Below are 20,334 nucleotides of genomic sequence, written 5' to 3' on the forward strand. Positions count from 1 at the left end.
AAAGAGGCTTCATGACTTACATTTTGTAGTGTTTTTCTATCAGAAAAATTCTTCTCTTTTTAGAAAATGGGGACGAACCTTTATGTTAGGTTCGTCCTTTCCTATATTATGGTAAAGGAAGCTGATTTTCTTGAAAACATATAATGATGCTCTTGATTGGATTCATTCTCGTTTGAGATTTGGCATAAAAACTGGCTTTGAAAGGATGAATGCTTTATTAAAGAAACTTAACTACCCAGAACGTGAGATTAAAGCGATTCATATCGGTGGGACAAATGGAAAAGGGTCCACTCTAACTTATATGAGGTCGATTCTTCAAGAAGCAGGCTATACAGTCGGTTCCTTTACATCACCTTATATTGAAACCTTTAATGAGCGAATCAGTGTAAATGGAAAGCCAATCAATAATGATGAAATTCTCCAGCTTGTGAATGTAATAAAACCACTAGTGGACCAGCTCGAAAAAGAGGAGGACATTATACCGACAGAATTTGAAATCATTACAGCAATGTGTTTTTATTATTTTGCTTTTGTAAAGCAGGTAGATATTGTATTGGTTGAGGTAGGCCTAGGTGGCCGATTAGATTCTACTAACGTGGTAATGCCTGAATTATCTATCATTACATCCATTGGTCTTGATCATACCCATATACTTGGAAATACATTATCGGAAATAGCAAAAGAAAAAGCAGGGATAATTAAACAGCGTCGCCCTGTTGTATCCGCTGTAAAGCAAATCGAAGCAGTAAGAGTGATTCAAGAAACTAGTGAAAAACAAGCTTCCCCTCTTTTTATGTTACAAAAAGATTTTTTTGCAAAACATGTAAACTCGTTAGAGAATGGAGAGGCATTCTCCTATCGTTCAGAAACTCTTGATTTAAAAAATTTAATTATTTCAATGCATGGGAGACACCAAGTTGAAAATGCCTCATTGGCTATTAAAGGAATAGAATTATTAAATGAGAAAAACGATTGGAATATAAGCAGCGAACACATTAGAGAAGGCCTTAAATCTGCTTTTTGGCCTGTTCGGATGGAAGTCGTAATAAAAAAACCGATGGTCATTTTAGATGGTGCTCATAACAGAGAAGGTGTCGAGGTTTTGTGCAATACAATTGAGGAAAAGTTTTCAGATAAAGAAGTGACAATTCTTTTTACAGCGTTATTAGATAAAGACATTACGTCAATGATTGATCAATTAAAGGGGATATCGGATCAACTCTTACTTACAACGTTTGATTTTCCTAGAGCACCATCCAGTCAGCAGCTATCGGATTTTGCAAACGAATACAATGTTAAGTACACGGAAAATTGGAAAGATTTTATAGTCAAACAACAAAGTATAATGACATCAAGTGATTTGTTAGTCATTACAGGATCTTTATACTTTTTGTCAGAGGTAAGAGAATATATCGTTAAACTGTTAGAAAATAAAAATAATTAATGTGACAATTAATTTCTAATTTGATAAAATATTGGTAAAATATGAAGAATTATTGTAAGGAGGCGGTAAAGCTGTCAGTATCAAGAAAGGCAACAACCATCATATGGTTAATATGGTTAGCCCTTGTACCAACCGGCATTTGGTTAACCTATCTTTACTTTCCTCCTTCAACATTAAATATCTTGGATATTTTATTATTTATTGTACTTGCAACGGTGGTTGCACTACTTCCAATCGTTATTAGTGGTACACCGGTTTATATGATTCAAACCATATCTTTTGCAGCCTTTTTAAAATACGGATTGTTTTTTGAAGTTATTTTGATACAATTTTCCATTATTCCATTAATGTTGCGATTGCAGTTGAAAAAAGAAGATTTATATCGCTATCCGTTGAACTCAACAATGTTCTTCTTTATTTCTATCATTAGTGGACTTACCTATTACGGCCTTGGGGGAGTAACAGGCTCTGTACAATTTTCTCAATTGATTTTGCCATCTTGTGTGTATATAGTAATGGGGGTCATCGTAAATCAGTTTTTACTGTATTACTTTCATCATTTAATTGGGAGAAAGAGAAAGTTCTTTAGCGAAGACATGGTATGGGATAGCATTACAACGATAACGATGTTTCCTGTTGGACTAAATTTATATTTTCTAAATCAAGAAATTGGTTTAATTTCCTTTTTCCTTATTGGCTTTCCAGTTGCAAGTGTAAGCTTTTTACTGAGTATGTATAGATCATCAGAGGATGTGAATGAAAGTTTACAAAAAGCAGTAGAAATTGGTCATGATTTAACGGAAAGATTAAAGAGAAATGAAGTATTAGATGTTTTTCTTCAGCGGATTACTCAAATTGTCCCAGTGGATTATAGTTATATCTTAAATGTAAAAGAAAATCGCTTAGAATTAATGAAGAGAATGGAAAAAGGAGCCTTTATGCCAAATACTCTTCCTCCTCATCACCGTAATGAAGGAATTAGTGGTCGAGTTTGGGCAACTGGAAGGTCTGTTATTTACAGTAAGCAAAAAGAATGGGCCGTCATCGCAGAAGGGTATATGCCTGAAAATGTGGAAAGTGTGATGTGTGTTCCAATTGTTCGGAATCAAAAAGTAGAAGGGGTATTGTTACTTGCAAGTGAAAAGCAGAAAGCATACGAGAAATACCACTTAATGATTGTCGATATATTATGTTCCTACTTTGGAGTTGCCATTCAAAATGCTGGTTATTACGAAGAAACAAAACGAGAAAATGAACGCTGTGCTTTAACGAAGCTTTATAATTATCGCTACTTTGATGGATTGTTAAATAGAGAATTTAAAGCATTACTAGCAGGTAAACATAAAACGCTTTCGTTAATTATTTTAGATTTGGATCATTTTAAGCAAATTAATGATTCGTTTGGCCATGAAAGCGGAAATGAAATATTGCGTGAGCTCGCGCTTCGATTGACGATGATTGTTGGGAGCAAAGGAACGGTAGCGCGATATGGTGGAGAAGAGTTTGTTGTGCTATTGCCAGATGTTAATAAGTCGGACGCGCTTATTAAAGCCGAAGAAATTCGTAATGGAATTGCTAATCGTCCATTTACTATACATAACAGTCTAAGTTTAAATAGAAATCGTGAAAAAGTAAAAGTAACGGCGAGTATAGGGATTGCATCTGCTCCAAATGATGGAGATGATGGGCTATCCTTGATTAGGCACGCTGATCGGGCCCTTTATATTGGGGCGAAGCGTGCTGGAAGAAATCGTGTTGCGGAATATGTTAAATGAGAAGGTTCTATCATCGTAGATAGAACTTTTTTCTATTGTTCTAGTTTTCTGTGAGACCTTATTAGAAAGGAATCATATATCAGAATAGGATAAAGAGGGTCTATTCATACAATCTATGCCATTATTCACCCCATAATTAAATAGTACTCAATTTAAGGAGATATAAGCACTCAGTGAAAAAGTACTAATTATTATAAAAATAAATGGAGATTAACTTAGGATAACATTATATTATATTAATCTATCTTTACATGGGAGGCTAGCAGTGAAGCATAAGAAAGACCCTAAAAGAATTAAAATTCTAAAGGGTCCAAAGCAAAGAAACTGAATGCCAAGATGTAAGTTATTTCACTATTTAATGAATAATAAAAATATGTACGATTCCAGTTCATTGTCTTTCAAAAACAACAATCATAAAAAATGACTCAAATTAGCTTACTGCTTGTAATAGCGTGATAACTAGAGGGATAAGTCCACCAATGAAACTTAATACAGCAATTGCAATCTCCATACCATCTAACCTCCCTTTGAATAGTTTGAATCTTTTGATTCATATGAATATTATAAAATGTTATTGCAGATTTGTAAAGAAGTAAGTCGAACGGTTATTCTAAGTTTGTCAGATACAAGTGAAAGAATTGTCAGTTTTTATATAATGAAAAAGAGTATGCTAAAAAATAACATAAAATACTATATATGTTATAATTTTTATAATTTCATTAATGACTATTGAAACATTTTTTTGAAATTAAAGTTTCCAAAAGGTTGGTACTATTGAATGAAGAGTGAAAAGTTGAATGATTAATTTTCTTATTATATTGGATACATCTCGTCGTAACCAAGTAAGTAACTCATGAGGCGCACGTACATGCTAAATGCTTAAGGACCAGTAAAATAATCGTATTGATATACCAAGAAAGGGGATTTCATGGGTAAACTAGTGGAACTTAAGGGTATTAGTAAAATATATTCGAAAAACCATGTTCTTCGAGATATTACTTTTACCATAGAGGAGAGTCAAATTATAGCAATATTAGGAGGGAATGGTACTGGGAAAAGTACCATATTACGAATAATAGCAGGATTAGAACGACCTAGTTCAGGACATGTGATGTATACAAAACAACATATAAGAATCGGATATGTATCTGACAGGTTTCCAAAACATCTTCGTTTTACACCAAGTGAATATTTATTTTATATGGGGAAAATTAGTGGAGAATCAGCAGAATACTTGAAAAAAAAAATTCCATATTTATTACATCGCTTTCAGCTTGATGAAGTGAATAATCATAGAATAGCAGAGCTTTCGAAAGGAAACATCCAAAAGGTAAGCATTATTCAAGCTATGATACAAAAAAACGATCTTCTAATAATGGATGAACCTATTTCCGGATTAGATTTGCAGGCCCAAGAAGAATTATTGAAAGTTTTAAAGGAAATGAAAGAGCAAGGAACTACTGTATTGCTCACTTATCATGAAACGACTATATTTGAGGATATTGTAGAAAAGTCGTACTGTTTAGAAGGTGGCATTCTTTCTCTAATAAGTTCTATGAAAAGAGAACCCATTAAGCTATTAGAAGTCACACAACTAGATTATTCCTATGTTAAACAATGGGAAGAGGTACTGCACATGACACAAATAGATAATAAGATGTTACTTTACGTCCATGTTAAGCACAGCGATACGATACTAACAAGAGTTCTTACATTTCAAGGAAGTATAGAAACGGTATCAACGATAGATTTGGGAGAGTTCGAATTAGAAAAAATAAAGGAAGCCTAATTCAATTCAATAATGTCTAGTATTTACATACTTTTATGTACTTTTTTATGTTATATAAGGAGTGTTTACCTTGAAAGATCTTATTAAATATAGTTTACAGGATTATTTACGTTCTCATAAATATTTTCCACCCATATCTACTTTTCTAATCTTAATTTCTATTTTTTATACATATACGCCGAACCCGATTATTGATAGTTATGCTGTTACATCCATATTTTTGTATATTATCTCCTCTTGGCTATGCGTCAGTATTTTATCTCTTGATTCCATTGTGCAAAAACAATTATTGGTCCTACACATTAAAAGCAGCAATCGCTATTATATATCTAAACTTATAACAGTATGGCTTATTTCTCTTGTTCTTTCTGTTTATGCATTTCTATATCCTATTGTTTTTGATATGTTTAATGAAGTGATATCCTTTCCCGAAGGAATTGTACTGTTCGTTCATCACATTCTATTGGCAACATTAGGGATTAGTGTTGCTAGCTTTTTCAGTAAAAGAATAATGAATAGTCCTATAAATTATTATGGCGGATTGGCAATTACTATTATCGTTTCAATAGCTGCTCTGAGAATCTACGAGGATTTACCCATAATTTTTAAAAACATCGTTTGGGTCATTCCACCTGCAGTCTACACGCAAACACCCTTAATAAATTGGACTGGTGAAAGCATCTTAGATCTCCCTTTATTTCCTTTTATCTGGATCCTAATATACTCCTTTTTACTATTATTTTTATTTTTGAAGCTTTCCAAACGAATTGTAACTTAATCGCTTTTCATTTCCACAAATGCATATATGTAATGGAAGAAAGTTATACACTAGAATGAGCCCTACTAGTGTAACGCCCTTACATCATGAGTGAGAGAAAGCTACCAGTTACGGAAGCTTTCCCTAATAATTTGTTATTTCCCCAACATTTCTCTGACAACAGCTTTTGTTTGAAGCAAACCAGTTGGGTCTTTTTTGGTTTTATATTGACAAAATCGTTCTGACCACTCAGAAGTCCTAGTCCGAAGAGGGAGGGGATTTGTATTGAGTTGAGTGAAGACGACTTCTGCCACTTCGGAAGGGGTTTGATATATATTTTCTGGTCTATCTGTTCTTGAACCCATATAATCATTAACAATCTGTTCGAAATCATCCTTTTCAAAGCCACCGTTACTAGCTATACCTGCAAGAACGCTATTTGCGAATTCGGAGGAGATTCCACCTGGCTCAACCATCATAAACTCTACGCCAAAGTATGGAGTAATATAAGTAGCAAGGCTCTCATAGTAACCTTCCAAAGCAAATTTCGTCGCACAATAGATTTCATTTAATGGTTGTCCTACTAAACCGCCTACTGAAGAAATCGCTACAACTCTTCCTTGTTTTCTCTCACGCATGTAGGGGAGTACAGCTTTTGTACAGCGAATGGCGCCAAAAGTATTAATATCAAATACATTAATGTACTCTTCTTCAGTAGATTGTTCTGTTGTTTTAATATAACCAATTCCAGCATTATTCACGAATAAGTCAATTTGTCCTTCTTGTTTGATGATTGTTTGAATGGCATGATCAACTGAGTCTTGTGACTGTACATCTAATGGCAATAATTCAATATTCAATCCTGATTGCTGCAAAGCGCGAATAGATTGTCCTTTTTCTAAATTTCTCATAGTCGCATAGACCTTCCAGCCGTTGCTGGCTAATTTCTCTGTAAGTGCAAGGCCAAGGCCTGTCGACGTTCCTGTAATGACTGCAATTTGTTTTTCCATTGTTCATCCTTCTTTCTTATAATAAAGTGTAATAGGTACTCCAATTCCTACGTTTGCATTTGGTGAATGATAGATCAATCCTATTGAATGTAGCTACCTATCCTCTTGAATCAAATGCTTTTTCCAAAAACCTACTTGTATTTAACTTTTTTAATAAAGATGATTTTCGCTTATTTATTCTTACCTTCATTGTGGAAATTAATCAGCGACGTTAACAACTCATCCTTTACCGGTTTGTTATTGCTATACCACACGCCTTTCGATTTTTATTTTCTTTCAATTTGATTATAAATATTAGAGTTAACTCTAAGTCAAACGGATATAGAGAATTATTTTTAATAAAAGAGTAAATCTACCTTCAATTGTTGGTGAATTAAATATTTTTATGTAATGCGATTATCTTTCTCTAAAAAGCTACTAGTATCTTTAGGGTATTACAAAAGGTTAAGCCTCTATGTTTAAATCTAAATTGTAATCGTTTTATACTACAAGGTTACATGTTACAATTAATTTTGAAAAAAGTTCAGCTACAAATTTGACAAGTAAACCGGCTAATCTGCATCATAGAATATCTCCTCTTTTTGTATACTTTTTTTATAGTCATTCATATGAAAGAATAGTAACTTTCATCATGTGGAAAAGACCGCCTCCAAAATCACTAAACAACCCACAAGAAAAGAGACCAATCAAGTCATCTATAGTCCTCGTCTAAATGAATGTTTCTTAAGAAAGTGGACAAGTCTTGATAAGAAAAATAATGGAAGGTGAGGAAAGTGAGTATTATTTATTACCATCTCACGAAAGTGTCGACTTGTATAAGAAAAGCTAGGCAACATGGAATTTTGAGTGTTTTACCAAGTTTTTTAAATCATTGCAATGATAGCGTCACAAGTTGAATGATCCTTATCGCCAAGCTTCTATTCTAATGTAGGAGCAATATTTATTATTAGATGAAACTTGTATCTATTGGAGAATAATTCAGTTAAAGTAGGCTTGACCATTATTATATTGAAATAAGGGAGGGGTTTAATGCTAAACAAACTAGGAAGAGATGCTGGTTATTTAAGGTTGATAAATATATTCTCTTGGGGAAATGAGAATGGATGTATGAGTTGGAACAATTCTTGTATGGGGAAAATGATACAATGTTGAATTTATATAGAAATTTAAGGTACAAAACAATATGATGCTTCAAGTAATGATTTTTCTGTACGGTGTCCTTCTTGGCTCTTTCTATAACGTCGTAGGTTGGCGTGTTCCGATGAAAAAATCTATAGCCAAGCCACGATCTTCCTGCGAGAACTGCGGTCATAAGTTAGTGATATGGGAATTAATTCCAATCATTTCTTATATCCTTCTTAGAGGAAAGTGTCGACAATGTAAATCAAACATCTCCTCTCTTTACATGATTACGGAACTCTTGACAGGCATTTTATTTACGCTCGTTCTTATACACAAGGGATTTAGTTTAGAAGCCATTATTGGTTTAACACTTGTATCTTTATTAGTGATCATTACAGTTTCTGATATTTTGTATATGCTTATTCCCAATAAGGTTCTGTTATTTTTTTTCGCCCTATTTCTTGTTGAAAGACTATTCATTCCTTTAATACCGTGGTATGACTCGATCATTGGGGGAACGGTTGCTTTCGCGTTACTCCTTACTATAGGCGTCGTTAGTAAGGGAGGAATGGGCGGCGGGGATATTAAGCTTTTTGCGCTGTTAGGATTTGCTCTTGGAATGAAAATCGTCCTGCTTTCATTTATCCTTGCTACACTTCTTGGAGCGGTGGGTGGAATGATTGGGTTAAGGGCCGGTGTGTTTCAGAAAGGAAAACCAATCCCATTTGGCCCATTTATAGCTGTCGGTACGCTCCTTTCATACTTTTACCACGAAATAATCATATCATGGGTGTTTCCTTACTAGAATTACAGCCTATATGTTAAATGTATGACTAAGGTGTCTATTACTTTCATTTGTTATTATTTAGTAATATAGAAAAGGGTGTTAATTTGAAGAACATAATTTTATCTCTATTGCTGTTAGTTAATTTATTTTTCCTAGTAAATTTTTTGATTAATTTGCAATTCAATTTAAATCTGTTCTGGGGTATCTGTTCTTTAATTGGAATTTGTGTATCAGCATTCTTTCTTTTTCAAAAATCAGTAAATAAACTACTTTCACTCGGTGTATTTTTTTTAAGTATCTCTTCTTTAAGTACATTTGTATTCCATTATATTCTTTCCAATTTAATGGGAGCTCAATAGGAAATCAAATAGAAATTGTTTTATAGATAAGTTGTAGGTGGTATAAAGGCCAGTGCAACTATTAGTAAGATTTCAGTGTTAGATGATAAGAAAATAGGGTGAAAATTGACGAACGCTTTATGGACAAGACGACAAAAGTCTTGTCCCTTTTTATTTTCGATATGGTAGCATGAAGACAATCAGGGGAGGGGGAAAGAGATGCAATCGAAAAACAAAAAAATGACGATAAAAATCAATGGGAAAGATAAATCGTACAAAGAAAACCTTCCTGTTCATAATTGGCAGTCTACCCAACAGCAAACCGCTGCGGCAGAGGAGACGGATGAATTAACTGACTCAAAGGAATTCAGCTCAAAAACAAAAAAATCCCCACCAGCTTATAATAAAATTCACTATATAAAAGGGAATAATAACCGAATTCGGCGCTCTTTTACTCCCAATAATAAAGGTTGGCTAAAAGTGTTAATGCCAATTATTACGGCGGTTGTTGTTGGGCTTTTTTTAGGAATACTTTTGCTAAAAGTTGTTGAAAATGAAGGTGGAAATACCGATGGTGTTCCATTAAAGGATGCTACGCTATCCCAAGCATCAAGTGATACTTATAATTTGAATGAACAAACCTTTCAAGTTATCCAAGGTGGTGCTTTTACTACTGAGGATCAAGCGAATCAAATGGTCAGTTCAAATGTTCAAAAGGGGTATCCGTCAATCATGATTGAACAAGATAATAAATATTTAGTGTTAGTAGGAATTGGTGAGAAAGCTAATAGTTTAATAGACTTAGATAAATATTATGAGGAGAAAAATGTAGAAACGTTCAAGAAGGCGTTAACAATAAACGGAAAAGCGGTTTCAGTTACGCAAGAAGAAGTAGGTTTTTTAGGAGAAGCAAATACAATCTTTAATGAAATACTTGCACTTGTTAAATCAGAAGGAAATAGTAGTAGTGACACAACGATTGTGTCCTCCTTAAAGGAGCGATTAAAAACAATAGAGAGCACAACAGTCACGTCCCCAATTATAGCCAATTTACAAAAAGAATTAGGCGATACAATGGTTGCTTTAGAGGCGTTTATTTCTTCAAATAAACAATCAGATTACTTGTTGCTTCAACAACACCTCTTAAATTTCTACAAGCTATTAAATGAACTATAATCAAGTGTTATAAATAAATGGAATGAGGCAGGCAGGTAGAAATTTTTCTACCTGTTTTTTGTATTGGTAATTGTTAATTAAGTAAATATTTGTTAGGATGTGAGTGTATCTCCCTCTCAACTATACGAAAGTTAGGTGAATTATTGTGAATAAACCTCTCATACTTGCTTCAAGTTCTCCTCGTAGAAAAGATCTACTAAATCAACTTCAATTGCCATTCTCCATCTATACGAGCAATGTAGAAGAATTAATCCCAGACAAGTTTTCACCAGAAAGAGCGGTTGTTTATTTAGCAGCGAAGAAAGCGAAAGCAATCAGTCAACAGTATCCTGCCTCTGTTGTGATTGGTGCAGATACGATGGTTGTATCTGAAGGAATAATCTTAGGGAAACCTAAAAGTAAAGATGAAGCCTTTTCAACATTAAAATCGTTATCTGGAAAAGTGCATGAAGTGTTAACGGGCGTATCTGTTCAAGAGAATCAAATCGAAAAAAATTTTTTCGAAAAAACAATCGTCACTTTTAATGAGCTAACTGATGATGAAATCCTCCGTTATATCGAAAGTGGAGAACCTTTTGATAAAGCAGGAAGCTATGGAATTCAAGGTTTAGGTGCTGTTTTTGTCAAAAAAATAGAAGGGGATTATTTTTCTGTTGTAGGACTTCCCATATCAAAACTCTATCGCACATTAAAGGAGATAGGCGCCATCAGGTAACTCTTAAAGTGAGCGTAGGAGGAAAGTAATGTCACCGAAATTAATGATTCGAGATGTCCCTCAAGATGAAAGGCCTCGGGAGAGATTAAGATCGAGTGGAGCTGCTAGTTTATCAAACCAAGAATTATTTGCCATCGTATTGCGGACTGGAACGAAAGACGGATCCGCGATTGAGCTTGCGAACGAGTTATTAAAAAGCTTTGATGGCTTGAGAATGTTAAAGGATGCTTCTTTAGAAGAAATTACATCCATCAAAGGAATAGGTTCAGCAAAAGCAATTCAAATATTGGCGGCTGTAGAAATTGGTCGAAGAGTTAGTAATGTAATGTATGGGGACCGCTATGTTATTCGTTCACCTAAAGATGGGGCTAACTATGTAATGAATGAAATGCGATTCCTTTCACAGGAGCATTTTGTTTGCCTATATTTAAATACGAAGAATCAAGTCCTCCATAAGCAAACCATTTTCATCGGAAGTTTGAATACTTCTATTGTACATCCTAGAGAAATCTATAAGGAAGCTTTCAGAAGATCAGCTGCTTCTATTATTTGTATTCATAATCACCCTAGCGGTGTGCGCCTGTACGGTGTGTAATTTTAGTGATTTTCATAAATCTAGAACTCCTTACGATGTTCTATGGTCAGCATCTTACCTTTAGGAGAAATCTAATGAAGGGAAAAGAGCATGATGTGAAAAGGAGAAAAGACGACAAAGCTATCTACCGTCGAGTCAGTTCTTCAGACCAAGTGATGGATGGTAAAAGCTACACTGCTTGAATCCTAGGCGAATGGGTGATGGGGACGCCGTTGCCTACGATAGCTAATAGGCAATGAGGACATAATGGGAGACGGTATTGTCGCTTCCTGCCCATAGTAAGGTATGTCCACCAATTCTCTGTTTGAGAAAACCGTCGAAAAGGGTACCTAATCATCACATATCTAAAATTATGTCATAATGCAGGGATTGCCTAAGTGCAAGAGCCAATAGGCTATTAGACAAAGGTCTCTGAAAATTGCATATGGTAACGGAGTCTTCATAGTACTCTACGTTTGCTTGTAATGAGTATAGCAAGGGGAAGGGAGACAGGTTGGTTTTAACGTCAACGAGAAAGGAGTCATGATTATGGCATCAAATCCATTTCAACAGTTGGCCGTTATAAGGAAAGCTTCTCAAAAAGGATATACCATTACGGATTGTTATCGTCTTATGTATAAAAAAGAGTTGTGGATGAAAGCATACGCAAAGCTATCCCCGAATGCAGAGAAATTATCCAAGGGAGAGCCAGAAGAAAGAATCGATAGCAGTGGCATGCAGGATATAAATGAAATCATTAACCATCTAAAAACGGAGAGGTTTCGCTTTGTAACAGGAGAAAGAGTTAGAACTAATGTGCGAAAGAAGGATGTATTTTTCTCTGAACAGAAAAATAGGTTAGTACAAGAAGTGATGAGAATGATATTAGAAAGTGTATTTGAACCAACATTCTCAAATAATTCACATGGCTTCCGAGAAGGTAGAGATAATCATACAGCGTTATCTCAAATCCAAAAGACTTGGACAATGGTAACGTGGTGTATTGAGGGCAAAATCAAAGGATTGTTTGATCACTCTATGTTAATCTATCTAATCTCAAAAAAAATAAATGACCGTCGTTTTCTACTCCTGATTCACAATGCCCTTACTTGTGGAGTTATAGAGAATTGGAATGATAGTGGTACATCACAAGTAGGAAACATCTCTCCAATACTAGCTAATATCTATCTTCATGAATTTGATTCGTTTATAGACAAGCAAATAAAATTTTCCAACTGTAATCGGGTAGGTCAAAAGTATCAAAAGATAAAGTTTATCCGATATGTTGATGACTTTGTTATAGGCATTTCAGGGTCGAAGAAATGTGCATTATGGGTAAAAGAAGAAATTTCTTGTTTCCTTAAAAAGGAACTTCGCCTGCAATTAAGAACGGATAGGGCAATCATTACCCATCTAGAAAAACCAGTTCCTTTTCTTGGATACCAATTTCGCAGAAGGAAAAGAGAAAAGAATAATGTTAATTTCCGCAATCAGCTCCGAAATCCTATTGTATTGGAAATTCCCAAAAGGAAAATAAAAGCGTTTGCCGTAAATCATGGGTATGGAAACTTAAATGACTTTACATTTGTACATCGAGCGAATTTAATGAACCATTCGGAGGTAGACATTTTGACTACTTATAACAGAGAGCTTAGAGGGATTGCGAATTACTATATGCTAGCAAATAATTATCAACACCTTGAAAAATTATTTAATTTAGCTCAAAGTAGTTTTATTAAAACCATTGCCAATAAACGTAAGAGTACCTTTAAAAAAGTTATCTTAAGTATGCGGAAACCGAAACAAGGATACTTAAGTATTTTGGGGAAAGATAAACAAGGTAATGAACAACTTTCTTTTTTTGTGAAACTTAATGACCTTCAAGGTAGGAAGTGAAATGAGTGATGACAATCAATAAGTGAAAGGGCCTTTGGGAAATTAAAGTAAAATATGTAGTAAAAAAGTAGTCAGATGGATGATCTTCCAAATATAAGAATAAGCTGATATTTTTCGTTTTAATGGTATTGAAATTTATTGAGAAGAAAGCATCTGAATAATCAACTGGCGAGCCGTATACGCTGAAAGGTGTACGTACGGTTCTGAGGGGGAGTCTATGAAACCTGTTTGAGCGATCATTCAAGGCGCATATTCTCTACCCTACGACCCTACTCCTAGTCGTGAAGATATAGAAGTGACAAAGCGTTTAGTCGAATGTGGTAAAATAATAGGGATTGAAATACTCGACCATTTAATTATTGGAGAAAAAAATTTCGTAAGCTTAAAGGAAAAAGGGTATTTATGATACTATGATTTTAATCCTTGTTACGCTATAATGAGATTTATGATTTTTCGACATTCACAATAGTTATCAACGTTACACAATTAAACGAACGACCTTAATATAATTCGTATCAGAAAGGGAGATACAACGAATGTTTGGATTCGGAACTAGAGACTTAGGAATTGATTTAGGGACTGCCAATACTCTTGTATACGTAAAAGGCAAGGGGGTTGTTGTCCGTGAACCTTCAGTTGTGGCAATTGAAAAAGATTCAAAAGGTATATTAGCGGTAGGAAATGATGCAAAAAATATGATTGGTCGTACGCCTGGAAACATTGTGGCCCGTCGCCCGATGAAAGAAGGGGTTATTGCTGATTATGATACAACTGCAGCAATGATGAAGTACTATATAAAGCAAGCAACTAGGAATCAAGGTTTATTTGCTGGAAAGCCGAATGTTATCGTTTGTGTTCCTACTGGAATTACACCTGTTGAAAAGAGAGCTGTTTTAGATGCAACAAAACAAGCAGGTGCACGAGAAGCAGAAACGATTGAAGAACCATTTGCTGCGGCGATTGGCGCTAACCTTCCAGTGTGGGAGCCGACGGGAAGCATGGTTGTCGATATAGGTGGTGGAACGACAGAAGTAGCGATTATTTCGCTAGAAGGAATCGTTGAAAGCCAATCCATTCGAGTTGCTGGTGATAAAATGGATGATGCCATTACAAATTATATTCGAAAAACCTATAATTTGATGATTGGTGAACGGACTGCAGAAGCGATTAAAATGGAAATAGGATCAGCTGGGCTGCCGGAAGGAATCGAGAATATGCAGATTCGTGGTCGTGATTTGCTAACAGGTCTTCCTAAAACAATGGACATAACGTCGGAGGAAATTGCAAAGGCTCTGAATGATACCGTGTATGCTATTGTAGAGGCGGTTAAAAACACACTTGAAAAGACGCCACCTGAGCTAGCTGCTGATATAATGGATCGCGGAATTGTCCTAACAGGTGGTGGGGCATTACTCCGTAATTTGGACAAAGTTATCTCAAAGGAAACACATATGCCAGTGATGATTGCTGAAGATCCACTAGATTGTGTAGCTATTGGGACAGGAAAAGCACTGGATCATTTTGATTTAATCAAAAAAAGATCAAAAGGTTCAGCTAAATCATAAAATTGAGGTGTAATCATCGTGCCACCGTTTTTTCGTAATAAGCGCTTGATCATGCTACTTGCTAGTATAATTCTACTTGTGGCATTAATTGGATTTTCTTTAAGGGACCGGGAAAACATTCCTTGGCCTGAGCAGTTTGTAAAAGATATTGTTGGTTTTGGACAAATGATTGTTTCGAAGCCCGCTTCCTATGTAGCGGGCTTCTTTGAAGATGCGAAGGAGCTTCAAAATACGTATAAGGAAAATCAAAAGCTGAAAGCTCGGTTAGAGGAATTAGCTTCATTAGAAACCGATTTAAAAGATAAAGTAGACGAGAATGAAGAACTTCGAAGAATATTAAATATTCAAGAGAATCTTAGAGAATATGATTCCGTCCATGCAACTGTAGTAAAGCGAAACCCTGACCAATGGGAAGAGATAATAACCATTGATAAGGGGTCGGAACATGGGATAGAAAAAAACATGGCTATTCGCACGTCGCAAGGGTTGATAGGAAAAGTAAAGGATGTTAATACTTTCTCTTCTACTGTTGAACTATTAACGTCTTCTAGCATATCAAATCGCGTACACGCACTGGTCCAAGGCGCCCCAATTGAAACAGAAGAGCAAGAAGGTGTAGATGAACCAGGAGATGTGAATGAGCAAGAAGAAGCAGGTGAATCAGGCGATGTGAGCGAGCAAGAAAATGCGGGCGAACGAGAAGATACGGAAGCTTCAGCGAGCACGGGTGAAAATATTTATGGTGTAGTAGATGGATTTGATGAGGAAAAGCAAATGACGAGGCTTTCACTTAAAAATATTCCTTATGATAGAGAACTAGAAAAGGGACAGCTGGTGATAACATCAGGTTTAGGTGGTGTATTCCCGAAAGGGTTACTTATAGGTGAAATATCAGAGGTTATTATTGGAGAGCATGGCCTCACGAAGACAGCCTATATAAAACCAGCAGCTGACTTTTATGAATTGGAGCATGTTTTTGTTGTTAAAAGAAAAATTGTAGGTCCAGACTTGGAGGAGATAGAAGAATGATGAAGTTTCTTCTACCAATCGTTGTGACCTTGGTTTTTTATAGTGAAAGTATATTTGTTATGTTATTTCCACCAGAATTATTTGGAAAGCACACTATAGTTGTTCCTCATTTCTTATTGCTGCTTCTATGTTTTATAGGGATTTATTTAGGGAAAAAGACAGCACTTATTTATGCGGTTATTTTTGGCCTATTATTTGATTTGTATTACACCGGGATTTTCGGAGTTTATTTATATTTATTTCCTATCATGGTTTTTTTGGTCATTCAGATTATGAGGGTGGTTAATGCAAATGTTTTTGTTTCGTCAGCTGTTAGTTTATTGGCAATGACAATGACGGAGTTTGCTGTGTTCTTCCTTTATTTACTTCTTCAAAAAACAGGTTTTACCGTTAACCAGTTTATTGAATGGCGACTATTTCCAACTTTATTGGTCAATGCTGCTGCATTATTAGTGTTTAGTTATCCAACGAAAGTTCTTCTATTTAAAGTGAAAAAACACATGAACAATGAGTAAGAGAGTATTTTTATTGATAAAAGAGGAATTTCATTTGCATTTGTCGAATTAAAAGACGACTGAGGTGAATTTTGCGTCATGAAAAAAAAACAAAATGTTATGATAAAAGGAACTAAAGATGGATTAACACTGCACTTAAATGATTTATGCTCTTTTGAAGAGTTAAAAAAAGAACTAGATATGAAACTTTCGGCTCATTATCATGATAATGAGTCTGCTCCGTTAATATCTGTTAATATTCAAACAGGTAATCGTTATGTAACTAAAGAACAGCAAGAGGAATTAAAGGATATCGTCCGCAAAAAGAGAAAGTTGGTAGTTGGCGAAGTGACGAGTAATGTCCTTACAAAGGAAGAAGTTCAAAAGGCGAAAGAGGAAGAAGAAATTACCTCGATTGTAGGAATTGTCCGCTCTGGACAAATAGTGGAGGTTCCAGGAGATTTACTATTGATAGGCGATGTTAATCCAGGAGGAACAATATTGGCATCGGGCAATATATTTGTTATGGGGGCATTAAAGGGAATTGCCCATGCTGGGTATAAAGGAAATCAAGATAGTGTAATCGTGGCTTCAAAAATGATTCCTGCCCAGTTGAGGATAGCTGATTGTTTAAATCGAGCACCTGACTACTTAGATGAAGAAGGACATGAGATGGAATGTGCTTACATAGATCAAAGCGATCAAATTATCATCGATCGTCTTCAAGTATTAAAACATATTAGACCAGAGATTACTAGTTTTAAAGGGGGGCGTTAACATGGGTGAAGCGATTGTCATTACATCTGGAAAAGGTGGTGTCGGCAAGACGACTACAACTGCTAATGTTGGGACGGCATTAGCGTTGCAAGGGAAAAAAGTCTGTCTAGTCGACACGGACATTGGTTTAAGAAATTTAGATGTTGTGATGGGTTTAGAAAATCGTATTATTTATGACCTAGTAGATGTGGTGGAAGGTCGTTGTAAAATTCATCAAGCACTTGTAAAAGATAAGCGTTTTGATGAAAGGTTATATCTGCTTCCTGCTGCTCAAACAAGCGACAAGACAGCTGTTTCTCCTGATCAAATGAAAACACTGGTCGAAGGGCTAAAGCAAGAGTATGATTATGTCATTATTGATTGCCCAGCAGGGATTGAGCAAGGTTACAAAAATGCAGTTGTAGGTGCTGACAGAGCAATTGTTGTAACAACGCCGGAAATTTCAGCAGTTAGAGATGCAGATCGAATTATAGGGCTATTAGAAAAAGAAGAAATTGAATCACCAAAATTAGTCATTAATCGAATTCGAACTCATATGATTGAAACAGGTGATATACTCGATGTAGATGAGATTACGAACCATCTTTCAATCGATTTAATTGGTATTGTGGCTGATGATGATGGTGTAATCAAATCATCTAATAAAGGTGAACCGATTGCGATGGACCCTAACAGTAAAGCGTCAATCGCCTATCGTAACATTGCACGCCGCATTCTTGGTGAATCAGTGCCTTTGCAGTCTTTAGAATTAAATAAAGCTGGTGTATTCACCAAAATAAAAAAGTTTTTTGGTGCTAAAGTATAACATCAAACACCCCCCGTTTCTTAAGCTTGAAGCGGGGGTTATTTATGTATATATGTATGAAAAGACATGAATATTTAATGGTAAACTAGTTGAGTTTAAATAGCACTTTACAGTTTTTTTAAAATGAAATGGAAATATTTTTTTCACGCGTGACCATGTAATTGAGTAATTGCCACTTTACTTTTAATACTGAATCACTCAAAATAAACTTGGATAAAGAGGTGACAAGAGATGACTGATAAAGTTTTAAGTACAAGGTGGTTTGGAATGGCACTGCAATCTTTAATAGTTCTGGCAGAAAATGAAGGGCTATGTCCTAGTGGAAAAATTGCAGAAAAGCTCGACTATAAATCAGCCTTTTTAAGAAAAATATTAACGCATTTAGTAAAAGCAGGTTTAATTCAAGCAAAAGAGGGAAGAGATGGTGGATATTCTCTAATGAAAGAGCCAGCAGATATTACACTTGCAGAAGTATATGATGCAATGAAAGCGGAACTTTTCCCAAAAGGATTTCTGGATGTGAGTAGTAAAGAGTGCTTTGCTCCTTCAACAAGAGTGGCATTATTTGAATTAAGGGACGAAATGGAAAGCTGGATAGTGCAAGGGTTAGAGCAAAAAACCATTGCTGATTTACTTGTTGAAAAAACGACATTAAAATAGAATACTATATCTTCAAAAATAGATTAAAAAACAGGGGGACACCTAACTAATGGGCGTCCCCTAATAGGTTCAAAAAGTGGTGAATTCCCCATCTATCATTTACCATTCAGACATAAATACATTGCATTTTTTCCAAGTCGATAAGACGGGTTTCCTCGTATACTTCTAATAAAATTTTTGCGCTTCACGATTTAGTGAGTCTCCTTCTAACCCTCTCGAATAACTACACGAGACCAATTCTTTCTCTATTTTTTGTTATAATTTGTTGAGTTTAAGATGGGCCTTGTTTTATGTGAATTCTTAAATAATTAGTTAGGTAACCTATTCAAACCTAAAGAGGATAAATGAATAAAAAGATTGAGTGTCCCCATTATATCTTTTGAAAAAATCCTATGTTTAATCAAATCGTAACAATTAGTTTTTTTTACAAGTAACTGTTCTTGACTTAAGAACAGTTTTAGCGTTATACTGTTCATGAAAAAATCACAGTTTTAAGGAGAGAAGAAAATTGTCAAATAAAGCAATGAGTAATGAAGAATATTTAAATAAAGTAAAAGAACTTGATACAACGACAGAGAAACCAAAAGAATTAGATGATATTGAATTTTTTACAGTGGCAAAGGAAAGAAGATCAGTTCGCCAATATGACCCTTCGTTTAAAATCGAAGAAAGTGAAATTCGAGATATTTTAGAAGTCGCAACCCAAGCACCATCTTCTTCCAATCTTCAACCATGGCGTTTTTTAGTTATTCAAGACCAGGCCGAAAAGGAAAGATTACTCCCAATCGCGAACAATCAGCAACAAATAGTTGATGCTTCTGTTGTTATCGCAGTTCTTGGAGATATTCAAGCTTATAAAAATGCAGAACGCATTTATAGCGAATTAGTAAAAAATGGCTTAATGACTGATGAAATCAAGGATATGTATGTAAATAGTATCCTTCAAAATTATGGAACATTTCCTGCTGAGCGTTTGTCAAAAATCGCTATGATTGACGGCGGACTTGTTGCCATGCAACTCATGCTTGCTGCTAAAGCAAAAGGCTATGATACAGTGCCAATGGGAGGGTATGAGGAAGATAAATTTATAGAAGCGTTTAATGTTCCAGAAAATCTTGAGCCTGTCATGCTTATTTCACTAGGAAAAGGCGCAAAAGCAGGGTTCCCTAAAACACGCTTACCTCTCGATGATATTTTAGAGTGGAATAAATTTTAATAGTAAGATTTATTATATAAATAGTAAGAATGGTGGCGCTCTCCTTCAAAGGAGAGCGCCTTTATTTGTGTGGAAAAAATACACTTAGTTATATCATGTAATCTGTAGATAATATAAATGAATGGATAATAGGGCTTTTCTTTTTTTAGTAAGAACTAATAGAAGTACATTTATGATTATAGAGACAGTTGCTAATCCTATATTTTAATTACCTATTTTTGTAAATATAATCATAATATTGTATTGTTAACTGCAGCGTTTTTATTAATTGTTGGATATTTAAGTTATGCAATGTTTTCGGTTAAACATGAAAAATATGAAAATGAAATGAATAAAAAGAAAGAAAAATAAAAAAGAAGTATCTTATTATTTAAGATATCTTCTTTTTTTATTGTAATGATTCCA

16 protein-coding genes and 2 pseudogenes are annotated in these 20,334 nt (G+C 35.0%); 17 read left to right on the forward strand and 1 reads right to left on the reverse strand.

Going from position 1 to position 20,334, the window contains the following annotated elements; all coding sequences use genetic code 11:
- Positions 1-130: 130 nt before the first annotated feature.
- From WAK64_RS01110 to WAK64_RS01125, 4 genes are all read left to right on the forward strand, one after another.
- Positions 131-1,444, forward strand: coding sequence for a bifunctional folylpolyglutamate synthase/dihydrofolate synthase (locus tag WAK64_RS01110; RefSeq protein WP_336585079.1), 1,314 nt, complete (start codon positions 131-133; stop codon positions 1,442-1,444).
- A gap of 41 nt (positions 1,445-1,485) precedes the next feature.
- Entirely contained in the window at positions 1,486-3,219 is a 1,734-nt protein-coding gene (locus WAK64_RS01115) for a sensor domain-containing diguanylate cyclase (RefSeq protein ID WP_336585080.1), read from the forward strand.
- Between the two features lie 928 nt (positions 3,220-4,147).
- Complete coding sequence (locus WAK64_RS01120) at positions 4,148-5,008, forward strand: ABC transporter ATP-binding protein (protein ID WP_336585081.1); 861 nt, start codon at positions 4,148-4,150, stop codon at positions 5,006-5,008.
- Positions 5,009-5,078: 70 nt separating this feature from the next.
- Positions 5,079-5,786, forward strand: a complete 708-nt coding sequence (locus WAK64_RS01125) for a hypothetical protein (protein ID WP_336585082.1) — start codon at positions 5,079-5,081, stop codon at positions 5,784-5,786.
- A gap of 134 nt (positions 5,787-5,920) precedes the next feature.
- On the opposite strand, the gene WAK64_RS01130 is transcribed toward WAK64_RS01125, so the two are convergent.
- Complete coding sequence (locus WAK64_RS01130) at positions 5,921-6,775, reverse strand: SDR family oxidoreductase (RefSeq protein WP_336585083.1); 855 nt, start codon at positions 6,773-6,775, stop codon at positions 5,921-5,923.
- Between the two features lie 1,183 nt (positions 6,776-7,958).
- Here WAK64_RS01130 and WAK64_RS01135 point away from each other — a divergent pair.
- From WAK64_RS01135 to WAK64_RS01195, 13 genes and pseudogenes are all read left to right on the forward strand, one after another.
- A complete protein-coding gene (locus WAK64_RS01135) occupies positions 7,959-8,702 on the forward strand; it encodes a prepilin peptidase (RefSeq protein ID WP_336585084.1) in 744 nt (247 codons plus the stop codon).
- Positions 8,703-9,241: 539 nt separating this feature from the next.
- A complete protein-coding gene (locus WAK64_RS01140; RefSeq protein WP_336585085.1) occupies positions 9,242-10,198 on the forward strand; it encodes a hypothetical protein in 957 nt (318 codons plus the stop codon).
- Between the two features lie 145 nt (positions 10,199-10,343).
- Entirely contained in the window at positions 10,344-10,913 is a 570-nt protein-coding gene (locus tag WAK64_RS01145; protein ID WP_336585086.1) for a Maf family protein, read from the forward strand.
- 28 nt (positions 10,914-10,941) lie between these two features.
- Positions 10,942-11,487: pseudogene (gene radC / locus WAK64_RS01150) on the forward strand (RadC family protein); the annotation flags it as partial.
- Between the two features lie 549 nt (positions 11,488-12,036).
- Entirely contained in the window at positions 12,037-13,383 is a 1,347-nt protein-coding gene (locus tag WAK64_RS01155; protein ID WP_336585087.1) for a reverse transcriptase/maturase family protein, read from the forward strand.
- A 265-nt stretch (positions 13,384-13,648) separates the two neighbouring features.
- Positions 13,649-13,789 (forward strand): annotated as a pseudogene (locus WAK64_RS01160) (JAB domain-containing protein); the annotation flags it as partial.
- Between the two features lie 130 nt (positions 13,790-13,919).
- The gene (locus WAK64_RS01165) at positions 13,920-14,948 is read left to right on the forward strand and encodes a rod shape-determining protein (protein ID WP_336585088.1); all 1,029 of its coding nucleotides are present in this window, start codon (positions 13,920-13,922) and stop codon (positions 14,946-14,948) included.
- 18 nt (positions 14,949-14,966) lie between these two features.
- Positions 14,967-15,977, forward strand: a complete 1,011-nt coding sequence (gene mreC, locus WAK64_RS01170) for a rod shape-determining protein MreC (RefSeq protein ID WP_336585089.1) — start codon at positions 14,967-14,969, stop codon at positions 15,975-15,977.
- Positions 15,974-16,492 carry a rod shape-determining protein MreD gene (gene mreD / locus WAK64_RS01175; protein WP_336585090.1) on the forward strand — a complete coding sequence of 173 codons (519 nt, stop codon included), beginning with the start codon at positions 15,974-15,976 and terminating at the stop codon, positions 16,490-16,492. The genes mreC and mreD overlap by 4 nt, the downstream gene beginning before the upstream one ends.
- 78 nt (positions 16,493-16,570) lie before the next feature.
- Positions 16,571-17,248 (forward strand): septum site-determining protein MinC, encoded by a 678-nt coding sequence (gene minC / locus WAK64_RS01180; RefSeq protein ID WP_336585091.1) that lies wholly within the window; start codon positions 16,571-16,573, stop codon positions 17,246-17,248.
- 1 nt (position 17,249) lies between these two features.
- Positions 17,250-18,053: a septum site-determining protein MinD gene (minD, locus tag WAK64_RS01185; RefSeq protein WP_336585092.1), complete on the forward strand. Its 804-nt coding sequence runs from the start codon at positions 17,250-17,252 to the stop codon at positions 18,051-18,053.
- Positions 18,054-18,284: 231 nt separating this feature from the next.
- Complete coding sequence (locus WAK64_RS01190) at positions 18,285-18,713, forward strand: RrF2 family transcriptional regulator (RefSeq protein WP_336585093.1); 429 nt, start codon at positions 18,285-18,287, stop codon at positions 18,711-18,713.
- 508 nt (positions 18,714-19,221) lie between these two features.
- Complete coding sequence (locus WAK64_RS01195; protein ID WP_336585094.1) at positions 19,222-19,929, forward strand: nitroreductase family protein; 708 nt, start codon at positions 19,222-19,224, stop codon at positions 19,927-19,929.
- Positions 19,930-20,334 lie beyond the last annotated feature (405 nt).

The organism is Bacillus spongiae, assembly GCF_037120725.1.
GTDB classification, from domain to species: Bacteria; Bacillota; Bacilli; order Bacillales; family Bacillaceae_K; genus Bacillus_CI; species Bacillus_CI spongiae.

Excerpts from the sequence above, each read along its gene's own strand:
- minD (WP_336585092.1), top strand. The coding sequence starts at position 17,250 with ATGGGTGAAGCGATTGTCATTACATCTGGAAAAGGTGGTGTCGGCAAG.
- WAK64_RS01190 (WP_336585093.1), top strand. The coding sequence starts at position 18,285 with ATGACTGATAAAGTTTTAAGTACAAGGTGGTTTGGAATGGCACTGCAA.
- minC (WP_336585091.1), top strand. The coding sequence starts at position 16,571 with ATGAAAAAAAAACAAAATGTTATGATAAAAGGAACTAAAGATGGATTA.
- WAK64_RS01155 (WP_336585087.1), top strand. The coding sequence starts at position 12,037 with ATGGCATCAAATCCATTTCAACAGTTGGCCGTTATAAGGAAAGCTTCT.
- mreD (WP_336585090.1), top strand. The coding sequence starts at position 15,974 with ATGATGAAGTTTCTTCTACCAATCGTTGTGACCTTGGTTTTTTATAGT.
- WAK64_RS01165 (WP_336585088.1), top strand. The coding sequence starts at position 13,920 with ATGTTTGGATTCGGAACTAGAGACTTAGGAATTGATTTAGGGACTGCC.
- WAK64_RS01140 (WP_336585085.1), top strand. The coding sequence starts at position 9,242 with ATGCAATCGAAAAACAAAAAAATGACGATAAAAATCAATGGGAAAGAT.
- WAK64_RS01120 (WP_336585081.1), top strand. The coding sequence starts at position 4,148 with ATGGGTAAACTAGTGGAACTTAAGGGTATTAGTAAAATATATTCGAAA.
- WAK64_RS01130 (WP_336585083.1), bottom strand. The coding sequence starts at position 6,775 with ATGGAAAAACAAATTGCAGTCATTACAGGAACGTCGACAGGCCTTGGC.
- WAK64_RS01115 (WP_336585080.1), top strand. The coding sequence starts at position 1,486 with ATGAAGAATTATTGTAAGGAGGCGGTAAAGCTGTCAGTATCAAGAAAG.
- WAK64_RS01135 (WP_336585084.1), top strand. The coding sequence starts at position 7,959 with ATGATGCTTCAAGTAATGATTTTTCTGTACGGTGTCCTTCTTGGCTCT.